The 14191-nt window shown below is 39.6% G+C and carries 11 protein-coding genes and 1 pseudogene; 9 read left to right on the top strand and 3 right to left on the bottom strand.

What is annotated here, in order from left to right:
* The first annotated feature begins 173 nt into the window (after positions 1-173).
* The 6 genes from EV693_RS08165 (at position 174) to EV693_RS08140 (ending at position 8686) form a co-directional block, all read left to right on the top strand.
* Positions 174-1205: a glycosyltransferase family 9 protein gene (locus tag EV693_RS08165; protein ID WP_132501882.1), complete on the top strand. Its 1032-nt coding sequence runs from the start codon at positions 174-176 to the stop codon at positions 1203-1205.
* 39 nt (positions 1206-1244) lie between these two features.
* Positions 1245-2309 carry a 3-deoxy-7-phosphoheptulonate synthase gene (locus tag EV693_RS08160; RefSeq protein ID WP_132501880.1) on the top strand — a complete coding sequence of 355 codons (1065 nt, stop codon included), beginning with the start codon at positions 1245-1247 and terminating at the stop codon, positions 2307-2309.
* A gap of 58 nt (positions 2310-2367) precedes the next feature.
* Complete coding sequence (gene tyrA / locus EV693_RS08155; protein WP_132501930.1) at positions 2368-3489, top strand: bifunctional chorismate mutase/prephenate dehydrogenase; 1122 nt, start codon at positions 2368-2370, stop codon at positions 3487-3489.
* Between the two features lie 113 nt (positions 3490-3602).
* On the top strand, positions 3603-4937 hold the full coding sequence (locus EV693_RS08150) for an acetyl-CoA C-acyltransferase (protein ID WP_243694592.1): 1335 nt from the start codon (positions 3603-3605) through the stop codon (positions 4935-4937).
* Positions 4938-5001: 64 nt separating this feature from the next.
* Complete coding sequence (locus tag EV693_RS08145) at positions 5002-7125, top strand: 3-hydroxyacyl-CoA dehydrogenase NAD-binding domain-containing protein (RefSeq protein WP_132501879.1); 2124 nt, start codon at positions 5002-5004, stop codon at positions 7123-7125.
* Between the two features lie 139 nt (positions 7126-7264).
* Positions 7265-8686: a YdgA family protein gene (locus tag EV693_RS08140; protein WP_132501877.1), complete on the top strand. Its 1422-nt coding sequence runs from the start codon at positions 7265-7267 to the stop codon at positions 8684-8686.
* Between the two features lie 71 nt (positions 8687-8757).
* On the opposite strand, the gene EV693_RS08135 is transcribed toward EV693_RS08140, so the two are convergent.
* From EV693_RS08135 to EV693_RS08125, 3 genes are all read right to left on the bottom strand, one after another.
* Positions 8758-9054 carry an RnfH family protein gene (locus EV693_RS08135; RefSeq protein ID WP_132501876.1) on the bottom strand — a complete coding sequence of 99 codons (297 nt, stop codon included), beginning with the start codon at positions 9052-9054 and terminating at the stop codon, positions 8758-8760.
* Positions 9041-9478 carry a type II toxin-antitoxin system RatA family toxin gene (locus tag EV693_RS08130; protein ID WP_132501928.1) on the bottom strand — a complete coding sequence of 146 codons (438 nt, stop codon included), beginning with the start codon at positions 9476-9478 and terminating at the stop codon, positions 9041-9043. The genes EV693_RS08135 and EV693_RS08130 overlap by 14 nt, the downstream gene beginning before the upstream one ends.
* A 442-nt stretch (positions 9479-9920) precedes the next feature.
* The gene (locus EV693_RS08125; RefSeq protein ID WP_243694591.1) at positions 9921-10718 is read right to left on the bottom strand and encodes a beta-galactosidase small subunit; all 798 of its coding nucleotides are present in this window, start codon (positions 10716-10718) and stop codon (positions 9921-9923) included.
* A 48-nt stretch (positions 10719-10766) separates the two neighbouring features.
* Between EV693_RS08125 and EV693_RS08120 the strand changes: the two genes are divergently transcribed.
* The 3 genes and pseudogenes from EV693_RS08120 to ubiH all read left to right on the top strand — a co-directional run bounded on the left by EV693_RS08120 (position 10767) and on the right by ubiH (position 14022).
* Positions 10767-11396 carry a substrate-binding domain-containing protein gene (locus EV693_RS08120; protein ID WP_243694590.1) on the top strand — a complete coding sequence of 210 codons (630 nt, stop codon included), beginning with the start codon at positions 10767-10769 and terminating at the stop codon, positions 11394-11396.
* A 314-nt stretch (positions 11397-11710) separates the two neighbouring features.
* Positions 11711-12734 (top strand): annotated as a pseudogene (selD, locus tag EV693_RS08110) (selenide, water dikinase SelD).
* Between the two features lie 91 nt (positions 12735-12825).
* The gene (gene ubiH, locus EV693_RS08105) at positions 12826-14022 is read left to right on the top strand and encodes a 2-octaprenyl-6-methoxyphenyl hydroxylase (protein ID WP_132501872.1); all 1197 of its coding nucleotides are present in this window, start codon (positions 12826-12828) and stop codon (positions 14020-14022) included.
* Positions 14023-14191 lie beyond the last annotated feature (169 nt).

The raw sequence follows: 14191 nt of genomic DNA, 5'->3' as shown, positions 1-14191 counted from the left end.
ACTTTTAATAACATTATCAGGCTCAATGGCATCATTGAGTCTGATTACACGCCTTTGACCACATTAAAAATAACGACGCATAAGCATTGAAAATGCGTTAAAGTATTGCCTATAGTAAACGAAAATGACAAAATCAATGTTATTATCTTATTTATTCGATATAAAAAATACTCGTGAAAACACCTCAATCTCTCTGTATTTTACGCCTCTCTGCAATCGGTGATGTTTGCCATACCCTTGCTGTTGTGCAAGCAATTCAACGCCAATATCCTGACACTGAAGTTACTTGGATTATTGGCAAAGTGGAAGCTAGTTTGATGGCAGGTATTCCAAATGTGACCCTTATTCCTTATGATAAAAAAACAGGCTGGAAAGGAATCTTTACACTCTGGTCCCAGCTCAAAAATAAGCGGTTCGATTATTTGTTAAATTTGCAAACCGCCTTTCGTGCTTCCATACTCTCATTGGGTATTAAAGCCAAGACTAAGATAGGGTTTGATCGTGATCGAGCGAGGGAGGGGCAATGGTTGTTTACAAATTTTAAAGTAGAACAGACCGCTTCCCCTCACGTTTTAGACGGACAAATGATGTTTGCTAAAGCGATTGGTGTGAAAGACTTAAAACCAAAATGGTATTTACCGATTAGTAAATCAGATTTGGCTTATAGTCATCAATATATTGATCCAAAAAGAAAAAATCTAATCATTGCCCCTTGCTCAAGTAAAGCGGAAAAAGATTGGCTACTTGAATATTATGCAGAAATTGCGAATTTTGTGATAGCTAAAAATGTGAATGTCATTTTATGTGGTTCGCCTTCTCGCTATGAAACGGAGACTGCTGAAAAAATCCAGCAGCTTGCACCGAAGTGTCATAATCTTGCAGGTAAAACAACATTAAAGCAACTTGCAGGCTTGATTAAGCAAGCAGATTTAGTACTTTCATCAGATTCTGGGCCTGCTCATATTGCGACCACTCAGCAAACACCAGTGATAGGGCTTTACGCTATTCATAACCCTCGCCGTACAGGACCTTATTGCGATCTAGATAAAGTTATTTCCGTTTATGATAATGCGATTGTTCAACAATATGGTAAATCTTGGGAAGTTCTGCCTTGGGCAACGAAGGCAAAAGGGAGAGATTTAATGAAACAAATTTCTGTTGAAACAGTTATGCAAAAAATTATTGAAAATATGGAATTAAAATAGTACAGTTATTGTAATTATTTTTTTACATGAGGGACTAAAATGAATTCTGTTGCCAATCAAGATAGTTTACATAACGTCAATATCACTGATGAGTATGTGTTACTCACTCCAAAACAACTCAAAGAGGAATATCCTCTCTCTGAAAAATTACGAAAACAAATAGAACAATCTCGTCAAACGATTGCGGATATTATTCATAAACGAGATCCTCGTAAATTAATTGTCATTGGGCCTTGCTCCATTCACGATCCTAATGCGGCAATAGAATATGCTAAGCGATTAAAACAGTTATCTGAGCAAGTGTCAGATAAACTTTACATTGTAATGCGAGTTTATTTTGAAAAACCACGCACTACTGTGGGCTGGAAAGGGTTAATTAATGATCCTAATTTAGATGGAAGTTTTGACGTCGTTAAAGGATTACGCATCGCTCGAAAATTGTTATTAGATCTAGCAGAACTTGGGTTGCCCCTTGCAACAGAAGCTCTTGATCCGATTACACCACAATACCTCGCAGATATGTTTAGCTGGTCTGCGATTGGTGCGAGAACAACAGAGTCGCAAACCCATCGTGAAATGGCATCAGGTTTATCCATGGCTGTGGGGTTTAAAAATGGAACCGACGGAAATTTAGGTGTTGCCATCAATGCAATGCAAGCCTCGGCTATGGGGCATAGTTTTATGGGAATCAATCAGCAAGGACAAGTTACAGTGCTTTCAACTAAAGGAAATCCTGATGGGCACGTTATTTTGCGTGGTGGAAAAACACCTAATTTTGAAGCAGTTTATGTTAATGAATGTGAACAATCTCTGCGTAAAGCAGGCTTGCCAGAAGCGATAATGATTGATTGTAGCCACGGCAATTCCAATAAGGACTATCGTCGCCAACCTCTTGTGGCAGAAAATGTGTTGTCGCAATTAGTGGCAGGTAATCAATCTATTATTGGCTTAATGATAGAGAGTCATTTATTTGCTGGAAATCAGTCATCAGAACAACCCTTTGCACAAATGCAATATGGTGTTTCAATTACAGATGCTTGTATTGATTGGCAAACGACTGAAATGCTATTAGTTACTTTTGCACAAACATTACGAGAGTGTTAGTCAGTTTTGCACAGTGCAACAATCGAAAGGAAAAAATATGTATACTCTATGTGAACAGATAAATCCGCTTGAGCCTATTCGAAAAAAGATTGATCAGCTCGATCAGCAGTTAATACAACTTTTGGCAACACGTTTGTCTTTAGTGGCTGAGGTTGGGAAAATTAAACATCAGCATGGGTTGCCTATTTATGCACCAGAACGTGAGGCCGCGATGCTTAATGCTCGCCGAGCGGAAGCACAAGAGCAAGGAATTTCTGCTGATTTAATTGAAGATGTGTTACGCCGAGTAATGAGAGAATCTTATGCTAGAGAGAATAAACTAGGCTTTAAAAAAGTCAATCCCAATATTCGTAAAATCGTGGTTGTCGGGGGCAAAGGCAAATTAGGCGGTCTGTTTGCCGATTATTTTTACAATTCGGGCTATCAGGTTGCAATCTTAGATAAAGATGACTGGCATAATGCAGCAAATATTTTGCATGAGGCTGATATGGTATTAGTCTCTGTGCCAATTGCTAACACGCTTGAAACGATAGCAGCACTTAAACCTTATTTAACCGAAACGATGTTGCTTGCGGATTTAACCTCGGTAAAATCACAACCATTAGAGAAAATGCTGGAGGTTCATCGAGGGGCTGTGGTAGGGCTACACCCTATGTTTGGTTCTGATATTACCAGCATGGCAAAACAAGTCGTTGCCTGTTGTCACGGACGTTTTGCTGAAAATTATGCGTGGCTACTTGAACAAATTCGTATTTGGGGGACAAAAATTGAGGTTGTTGATGCACAACAACACGATTACGCAATGACCTATATTCAAGCACTACGCCATTTTTCTACGTTTGCCTATGGGCTACATTTATCCAAACAGTCTGTGAAATTACCACAGTTACTGGCGTTATCTTCGCCAATTTATCGCCTTGAATTAGCGATGATAGGAAGGCTTTTTGCCCAAGATGCCGAGCTTTACGCAGATATTATTGCCGATAAACCCGAAAATTTAGCTGTTATTGAATCGCTTCAACAAAGTTTCGCCGAGGCTCTTTCTTTTTTTCAAACAAAAGATAAACAAAGTTTCGTTGAAGCGTTTAAAACGGTTCACCAATGGTTTGGCGATTATTCTGAATGTTTTTTAAAAGAGAGCCAGAATCTGCTTCAACAGGCAAATGATTTCCGCTATTAGTGTCGTAATAAGTGTCGCAACAAGCAGTCAGAATTGTTAAAAATTTTGTAAATTTTTAGGGCTAGTCGTGCTAGAATTCCACTAATTTTTGTTTTCGAATTTTAGGGAAAATTATGGCTAGACAACGCCTTATGACTATGCAGGAAGAGGTGGCACAAGCTCGTCATTCACAGGGAGAACGGGTTGCAATTGTAGCTGGGCTTAGAACTCCCTTTGTGCGGCGTGATACTGGATTTAAATCTTCTTATGCCCTTGATTTAGGCATAATGGTAACAAATGAATTGCTCAGTCGAATGGCAATTGATCGCCAGCAAGTTGAACAGCTGGTTTTTGGACAAGTAATTCAACACCCCGATATTCCCAATCCAGCACGGGAGATTGCTCTCGCACTCAATATGTCCTATCTACAAGCCTATACATTAAGCTGTTCCTGTCTGTCAGGGATACAAGCGGTTGTTAATGTCGCAGGCAGTATTTTAAGCGGCGGAATTGCGGTTGGTATTGCAGGTGGTACAGATTCCATTTCCAATGCTGCTTTTAGTATTAGTCCTAGAGTGGTACATAAATGGCGTGAGATTTTTAATGCCTCAACATTGAATGAAAAATATCGTCTTTTTCGTCAATTCTCTTGGCGAGATCTTAAACCGCACGGTATTAATCTGAAAGATTATATGACACAACTTTCTGTGGCTGAAATTTCAGAGCAGATGGCTCAACAATTTCACATTAGCCGTGAAGCACAAGATGAATATGCTCGCCATTCCTATCAAAAAATGCTTGATGCGTGGAAAATCGGATTGATCAAAGAAGATGTGATGCAGTCCTTTCCTCGTCCTTACGTGGATTTTGTAGTCTCGGATTCGCTTATCCCTGCTGCAACAAGAGAAAATTATTATTCTCGTTTTTCACCAGTGGTTAAAAAAGATTATGCCACGGTAACAGAAGCGAATATGCCAAAACCTGTTGATGGCGCAGCGGCGGTGTTGTTAATGAGTGAAAACCGTGCTAAAAGTCTTGGCTTGACGCCGCTTGGCTATATTCGCAGTTATGCTATTACGGGTAATGAAATTTGGCAAAATATGTTTATGGGAGCGGCGGCTGCGACGGGTCTAGCCCTTGATCGTGCTAAAGTAACACTTGATGAAATGGATTTTATTGATATACACGAAACCTCCGCTAGCCAAATGCTAGTAAATTTAGATTTATTTCGCTCCAAAGAATTTGCAAAAAATCAGCTAAATCGCACCGCTTGTTTAGGCGAAATTGATCTTAGTAAGCTTAATCACTTGGGCGGCTCAATTGCATTTGGTAATCCTCGAGCAGCCACCAGCTTAAGATTGTTAATTCAATCACTTAATGCTTTAAAACGAAAAGGTGGTGGATTATCCTTGATTGCTTCTAGTGGTTTAGGTGGACTTGGTGCGGCGATGGTACTAGAGAGTGAATAGCCTTCATAAAGTGGATCAATACAAAATAAAACTGTGGAAAAAGAGCAAGAAGTAAGGAAAAAAAATGGTCGAACAAGCAATGCCACACACGCCCTCTGCATTTCAAGTTGAGATTGACGAAAATCGAATTGCTATCGTTAAAATAGCTACCGTTGGTGAACAAGAAAATTGGCTATCAGAAAATTTTACGCAGGATTTGCGTGAAGTGATTGGAACTATTATTTATCAGCAAGCTCGTGGCGTGATTTTTATTTCGCAAACGCCGAAATCATTTATTAAAGGTTTTAAATTGGCAGGCTTAATTCAAAAATCAGCGGAGCAAGCCAAAACACTTGCTAAAGAAGCTCAAGCGGTAATGCGTGAGATTAACGTGCTGAATATGCCAGTGGTCGCAGCAATTGATGGAGACTGTTTTGGGGTAGGTCTAGAGCTTGCTTTGGCGTGTGATTACCGTATCGCTACTGAAGAATTGGATACTCGTTTCTCAATGCCACAAGTCAAATCTGGCATTTTACCTTTTGCAGGCGGAACACAGCGCTTACCAAGATTGATAGGTTTACCCAAAGCAACAATGATGTTGTTGTCAGGGATAAAAATCAGCTCAGAAAAAGCGGCACAATGGGGATTAGTCGATAAACTCGTGCCTGCAAGTAGTTTGTTTCATACTGCTTATCACTTGTTGCTAAGTAATCAAATTCAAAAAGTTGATCATAAAAAACCGCAGACTCGTTTTAAACGCTGGCGTAAGCAGCTTGAAGGAAATCCTCTATTTCGCCAGCGTTATTTGGACTATATCGAAAATCGAGTTTGGAACAGGGCATTTGGCAATTACCCAGCGGTCAGTCGTATTCTAGCCGTATTGAACGAACCTCACTTTAAAGTGGGCTTGGTAAATGAGCAGGAAACATTGTCTGAATTACTTGCAACAGATCAAGCTAAAGTACTGATTAATTTAAAATCCACCGAACGCATAATGAAAGCACAGTATCAACATTTATCTAGAGTGCGTGATGTTCAGCAGGTAACCGTGTTAGGCAGTGGATATATGGGGGCAGGGATTGCTTATTTGACAGCGAACAATGCTCAAGTCCCTGTTAGAATTAAAGATATTCACCCTTCTGAAATTCGAAAAGCGTTACGAAATTGCTATCAATTAATGAAGAAAACAGTCGCTAATAAACAGCTGTCGTATGGTGAAATGATGCAACGAATGAATCTGATCACAGGGGGAGAGCGTTTAGTTGCCGCAAAATCTACCGATTTTATTATTGAAGCGGTCTATGAAAATCTTGAACTCAAACAGAAAATGGTGCAAGAAAGCGAAAATTACTACAGTGAAGAAGCGATTTTTGCCACCAATACCTCAACATTTGCGATCCACGATATCGCCTCTGTTGCAAAACGTCCTGAAAATGTGATTGGTTTCCATTATTTTAGTCCAGTAACTAAACGCCAAATGGTTGAAATCATTCCACATCGCACAACCAGCGAGAGAACCATTGCGACCGCCATTCATTTTGCTATTCAGCAAGGAAAAATTCCGTTGTTGACGGCTGATAAAGAAGGCTTTTTTATTAATCGTGTCTTAACTCCATTTTTACTTGAAGCGATTCACTGTTTAATGGAAGGGGAAGGGATCGAATTTATCGACCGTTCGTTGCAAGAATTTGGTTTTAAAGTGGGACCTCTAGCAATGATTGATGAGATTGGCTTAGATATTTTGGTGAAGTCTAATCCTGCAATGGTGAGAGAATTAGGTAGCCGATTTGCTTTATCTGACAGTATACAGACACTTATCCGCAATGATCGTAAAGGACGCAAAAATAAACGAGGATTTTATCTCTATAATTCCAAAAATAGCCGTACCCAAGAAGATAAAAGTATTTATCACGTAATGGAAACGATTATGCGAAATAATATGGAATCACAAGACATTGCCCGTCGTTGTGTATTAAGAATGATTAATGAAGCGTGCTGGTGTCTGCAAGATAACATCATTCGTTCTGTTGATGAAGGTAATGTGGCTTCAGTTTATGGCTTTGGCTTCCCTGATTTTAGGGGAGGAATTTATGCCTATATTGAGAAAATTGGTGCGACTGAAATTGTTCGCCAATTACAGAATCACGCGGCACGTTATGGCGAGCGGTTTGCCCCTTGCAACTGGTTGTTAGAAAAAGTACAAAAGTAAGTTTATAGACAAACATTTTTATATTTACAGAACAATATTGCATTTTTGCAAATTTTTCCCTTGAACTAACTGTTTAATAAAAGAACATTTTGTTTTTTAATTGATGTTGGTGAATTATGTAATCTATTAAAGGAGTTATATGAAACTATCTAAAATTGCACTTTCCCTTTTTGCTCTTTCAGGTATAGCAGGTGTTGGCACAAGCTGGTATACAGGCAAACAGATCGAAGAACGTTATCCATTATTGATCAATGAAGCAAATAATTACTTGAATCTTTTACAATCCTACGGCATACAGGCAGAGATTAAAGAGGTTGAATTAGAACGTAATTTGTTTAGCTCAACGGCAACTTACCAAATTGAAGCTAAGACATCGACACAAACATATCAATTTAGCGGTAGTGATAAAATTTTCCACGGTCCATTTCCGCTTAATCGCCTAGCGCAATTCAAACTTACCCCAATGATGGCGAGTGTTGAAAGTGATCTTTCTGTAAAAGAAGCACAGCCGCTATTATTAGATAACAATCAGTTTCTCACTGCTCGAACAGACATCAACTACAGCAAGGAAACCGCTAGTGAAATAAAAACATCAGCTAAAAGTGGTGAATTTTTTCAGTTTGAACCATTTTTAGTTAAACTAGCTACCCAAAAAGTAGGAGAAAAGCAAAAAATTGATCTCCATTTACCTAAAATACAAATCATAGATAAAGCCTTAAATACGCTGTTCACTGTTGAGAACCTGAATTATCAACTTGATGCTGGTTGGTATAATAATGCTTATCCAATGCTCACACTTGGCGATTTCGGGCTCAAATTAGGTCATCTTGCAATTGAACAAGCAAAGCCAAATTCAGCTAGCGAGCAAAATAAAACATTCAAGATTGTATTCAAAGACGTGAGCAGTGATGGTTATGGTAAAATGATTGCTGATCGTTACCAAACGGCGGCTGATGTAAATGCCAACGTAATGATTGAAACGAATAATCAAAAAATAGATCTAGGCAAATATAATTTCGATCTGTTTATGGATACGGCGGCTGCTCCGTTCCAGCAGTTGATCGGATTAGCAGGCGATCCTGAACAATTAAGGCAAGTGCTTGAAACGGATCAACCGCACCTTGATTTATTGCAACAAGGTCTAATCTTTCAGTTAAAAAATCTTGTGTTAGAAAATGACAAAGGCAAATCCAATCTTCAATTGGATTTAAATATTGATAAATTTGATGCTAACGAAATACACAGTATCGACGATATATTAAAAATTCTTGCTCAATCGCATTTATCTGGCTCACTTGACTTGAATGCGTTAGAGAAAGCGAATGCTCAGATTAAGGAACTAAACGGACATTCTCAACACGATGCTGCACAGCTGGCAAAATTAGAGCGAGCAGAACTGGCTAAACAAGCACAACATAATGATATTTTCAATGTTGATGAAAATATGGTCAATTTTAGTCTAGATATTAAAGATGGCAAGGTGATCTGGAATAATAGTGCATTGACTGAAGAAGAACTTCAGCAAGCTCTTTTTGTTATAATGCTTGCTTTTTCGCAGTAGTGTGTTGTTTTTCGCTATTTCCCTCCCTCCGTTTACGAGGAGTGTGCTGAAAGCGTAGGGGGGGTAACCTATCATTTCTTCTGTTCTGCACGTTTGCGGCGGATTTCTTTCGGATCGGCGATTAAAGGGCGATAAATCTCAATCCTATCGCCATCAGAAACAAAATCAGAAAGTTTGGCAGGACGACTAAAAATACCGACCTTATTTTTACCTAGATCAATTTCAGGATATTTTTCTAATACACCCGATTGCAAAATGACATTCTCAATAGTAGTAGGCGTATTTAAATGAAGTTTTTTTAAGAAATATTTATTAGGATAGGCATATAATATTTCTACGTTAATGGATATCTTGTTATCTAACACCATACAATTCCTTTGCTCGTTGCCTAAATGCTTGCAGCATTTTAGCAGTCAGTTCATTAAAAATTTTGCCAAAGACAGCTGCTACAATTGGGTTAGAAAATTCAAACTCCAATTTCAATGTAACCTGACAACTTTGCTCATCAAAGGGCTGAAAAATCCAACAGCCCGATAAATGACGAAAAGGTCCTTCAATTAGCTGCATCTCAATTTTTTCATTCAAAACCATTCGATTATGTGTGCTAAATCGCTGTTGAATGCCTAATTTTTGAATGACTAATTCAGCCTCTAACTCATTTTCTCCAAGGCTAAGCGTATTCGCTGCTGTACAACCTGATAAAAATTGGGGATATTGCTCATAATTATTTACCAGTGCATACATTTGTTCTGCATTGTATGGGACAAGTGCGGATTGGTTTACGGTTGGCATAGTCATAGTTCATCAAAATAAAATCAAGGCATTTTAGCATATTACAAGCGGTAGGTTATTATCAATTTTTTGCAATTCAAGGGTATTATGTAGTTGTTGGATAATGTTCATTTTTAGTGCCATAGGAGTCGTATGACGTTAATTTATCTGAGCTACTTTGTGGCTCTGCAGCCTTAAATGGACTGGGTTTAATAAAACCTTAATTGCCAAGGCTCAGACCCTACCGAACTCGGCGGCAAACGCCCCAATTTAAGAATATAATCCATATCCTAATGGCTAATTTTCTATTCGTATCATAACTGCGGTAAGCCGCTCTTTTGGAAAGTTTGGCAGGATAGCCGAAGAGGTTATAGTAATAAATGATAAACAGGGCTTTCAATATTTTGTAACTCTCTATTCCCTTAAAAATAATTAAGGTCGGGCACTACCCCGACCAAACCTGTTAATCTATTTCGAATCGGAATCCGCAATCCCACTCACTCTCTCCTAACCGATATTCTTCTTTCAACCAAGGGCCGCAGGAATTTGAGCCGATGCCGCTGATTTTATAATCGATGCATAAAATCGTATTGTCGCTTTCCGTTAGTTCGTAATTGTGTTTTTTCGAACTGAGTTCTTCTTGCGTGTAAGGCGAAATATTGAAGCTGAACGGTCGGTCAGCTGTGATATAAAACTCGTGATTTTTCGACCGCACTTTGACTAACGAACAGCCCCAGTGGCTGCCATTTTCCTGCGGTTTGAGGTAATCAACGTAGTTTTTATGCGGCGTGGTGTGATAAAAACCGAGTTTGCCCGAATGATGTTTGTCTGCATAGCTTTCGGTTTCGCCATAGCCAAAATATTCCGTTTGCTGGAACTCTTTCGAGAGGAAAAAGCGTAAGCCGAAGCGTGGCAGGAACGGTAAGTGCGGTGTTTTTTTCGCATGAATTTTCACTTCAAATATGCCGTCGGAAAATAGATGATACGCCACATCCAAGGTTAAAATTCGAGTTTTAGACACTGCAACCAAACCGCATTTTACCTGAACGGTTACTTGTTCGTCAGTTTGTTCTAGCGACATTGCATAAGCACGGCTTTGTGCTTTGTCGTAGCCTGCTGCGATCCATAAATTTTTCGTTAAGCCGTCATTATCTCGAGGTGCATACCAAATATTGAAATCTAGCGGCTGCTTGAGCAGATTTTCACCGTCAATAAACAGTGCGTTCAAAATGCCTTTTTTCTTATCAAAAACATACTGCACTTTTTCTGTCGAAACCTGAATCTCAGCAGAATTTTCCAGTATATTAAAGTGCGTAACGGTTTGAAAAAAGTCAGCGTACCACTCAAATTACGTTCGTTTCCTATCGTGTTAGCCAACTGTATTACCGACGATGTAAAAGCGGCGAGCTATATTCCCAATGATTATCAAGGACAAGCAGATATTACATACCTTATCGTGGAAAAGGGCTATAAAAAACCGCTTTTTCTGCATATTCCGCAAAATTACATCGCCACCGCGGCACGTAAACAGGGTTTTGAAGAGGAATGGGCAAAGCAGCCGAATGCGGCAACTCCCGTGCATTTTTTTATGCCGCCAGACGGGGAAGATTATTTTGAAGGTGCACGCCCTTTATTGGATTTACTCGAAAAAAATCCACAATCCTTTGATTTTGATGTGGTAATTTGTGGTAACGATCGCATTGCGTTTGTCGCTTATCAACTCTTGCTCGCCAAAGGTTTCCGTATTCCGCAAGATGTTGCCGTAACGGGATATGACAATATGGTCGGCGTGGCAGATTTATTCCTTCCACCACTGACAACCGTGCAACTCCCTCACTATGAAATGGGTGTACAAGCGACATTACATCTTATCGAAGCACGTGAAGGCAAAGACAATTATCTGATCACCTGTCCTTTAATTATGCGAGAATCCTGTTAGCTATTTCGTAAAATGCCGCTGTGATTTATTGCTTAATGAAAAATCTGAATCTCTTGTGCGATTTAGTGCTGTTCGGTAGCCTAAAATTTTCCGATTCAACCCTTTATCTTTACTCTAAATTCAGCCTTTTCTTGTTCTACAAGGGAAAGTTCTTCAATCAATCATTTTTTCTTACCCTTAATTTACAATAGGGTAAGAAAAATGTAGCAGAAACACTGAGTTAAATCTTTGTGCAACTGCTACATAATACCGTAATTCAAGGTAGAATTGAGCGTACTGTTAATACAATCTCCAATTAAATTAAGAGAATCAAAATGAGTGAAAATAATGATCTAGCTCCTATTCGCTTAATACAATATAGCCACGGTGCAGGCTGTGGCTGTAAATTATCACCCAAAATATTGGAGCAAATACTACGCAGCGAGCAGGCAAAATTTTTCGATCCCAATTTAATTGTGGGACACGAAACAAAAGATGACGCTGCGGTTTATGATGTTGGTCATGGTATGGGAATTATCAGCACAACCGATTTTTTTTATGCCTATTGTCGATGATCCATTTGATTTTGGACGAATTGCAGCAACCAATGCGATTAGCGATATTTTTGCAATGGGAAACCGATTAATACTTTGCCCGCACAGGTCGCTCAACGGATTGTAGAGGGAAGGCGATGTGCTTGCTCACAGGCAAGGAATTGCTTTGGCTGACGGACATTCTATTGATTCGTCCGAACCTATTTTTGGCTTGGCAGTTACAGGCGTGGTTGCTTTAGAGCAGGTGAAACGAAATGCTTCTGCAAAGGCAGGTTGTAGGCTGTTTCTAACCAAGCCATTGGGGATTGGCGTGCTGACAACAGCGGAAAAGCAAGGGAAATTAAAGCCAGAACATAACACATTGGCACGAGATACGATGTGTCAGCTAAATAGCATTGGTGAGGAATTTGCCAAAATTGAGGGAATTTCCGCAATGACTGATGTAACAGGGTTTGGATTGCTGGGACATTTAGTGGAGATTTGCCAAGGATCAAATTTGCAGGCAGAGGTTTATTTCAGCGGCATTCAGACTCTTGATGGCGTAAAAAATTATATTGCTGAAGGTGCCATTCCTGGGGGGACGCAGCGTAATTTTGACAGCTATCGGCAGGTTATTTCTGCATTCACATTCAAGCAGAAAGCCATTTTATGTGATCCGCAAACTTCAGGCGGTTTATTAATTGCGGTTCAGCCTCAAGCGGTCGAATTAGCTAAAAAAATTGCAGAAAGGACGAATGTGGCACTTTATCCTGTTGGTAAGTTGTTACCAATGGATACACATCATACGTTAGTAACAGTGGTGTGAGACAGGTTATCTTCCTCCATCTGCGTATCTCCCTTTGTAAACGGAGAGAGGGAAGCTAATTCGCCGATTTTAAAAAGAAAAAAGGGAAAAAATGACTACACAATTTGATGTTGTAATTGTTGGCGGAGCGGTAACAGGCTCTGTTTTGGCACTTGCCTTAAGCAGTGCAACCACACAAAAACTTAAAATTGCACTCATAGAAAAATCACGGCCTGATTATGACAAACAAGGCGGTTTTGACGCTCGATCTATTGCTCTTGCCTATGGCAGTCTGCAAAAATTAGCTCGAATTCAACCGCTTGCAGATAGTCATTTAGCCGAAATTATTTGCCAATTCGCCACGCCAATTAAACATATTCACATTTCCGATCAAGGGCATTTTGGTAAAACTGAATTTTCAGCCCAGACTTTAGGAATTGAACAGTTAGGTGTGGTGGTAGAGCTTGCGGAATTGGGTAAAACGCTTGCGAATTTACTCTCTCAACAGCCCAATATTCAACAATTTTGTCCAGATACCATTGCAGTACTGGAGCGAACAACAACGGACTGCAAAATAAAACTCGCAAGTGGCACGAGCCTTACGGCAAAATTGTTAGTGGCGAGTGATGGGATTCATTCTTCGTTGGCACGTCAGTGTGGCGTGATAACGGAAACTGTAAAGGATTACCAACAGTCAGCGATTATTGCTAATGTTCAACTTGCACAATGGCATCAGTATCAAGCCTTTGAACGTTTCACACCGCAAGGACCTTTTGCATTATTGCCACTAAAAGGGAATAACCTCTCTTTAGTTTGGTGTGTGCAAGATACAACGCCATTAATCCACTTATCGGATAATGATTTTCTCAATGCCTTGCAGCAACAATTTGGTTGGAAATTAGGAAAATTTCAGCGAGTGAGTAAGCGGTTCGTTTATCCGCTTTCTTTGCAAAAAACAAATTCGCATATTCACCACCGCCTAGCGATTATAGGCAATGCCGCTCAACAGTTGCACCCTGTTGCAGGGCAGGGGTTTAATTTAGGATTGAGAGATCTTTTCACACTCTGTGACTTGATTACTCAGGCGTTTTTGACCGAAAAAGATATTGGCGAAACATCGCTATTATCTGAATTTGAAAGAAGACGTATCGCCGATCAGCAAAAAATGATGCAGGCAACAAATGGATTAATTTCCATCTTCAGCTCGCCGTTATTGCCTGTACAATTAGCAAGAAATCTAGGATTATCCGCTCTTACGCACTTCCCTAGATTAAACAACCAAATTGCCCATCAAGCCTTAGGGTGGTAATGGATTATCTCCCTCCGCTTGCGGAGGGAGCTGTCTATAGGAGGGAAATTGATTTTAAATTTAGAATTTAGTAGGATCGTCTACGTTTGTATTTTAAATCTAGACAAAGAGGAGCTGTAGAATATGCAATCAAGCAATCAAGCAATCAAGCAATCAAGCAATCAAGCAA

This window comes from Nicoletella semolina, assembly GCF_004345745.1.
GTDB classification, from domain to species: Bacteria; Pseudomonadota; Gammaproteobacteria; order Enterobacterales; family Pasteurellaceae; genus Nicoletella; species Nicoletella semolina.
Note: the sequence above shows the minus strand (reverse complement) of the source record. Positions and strands in the feature narration are given on the sequence as shown.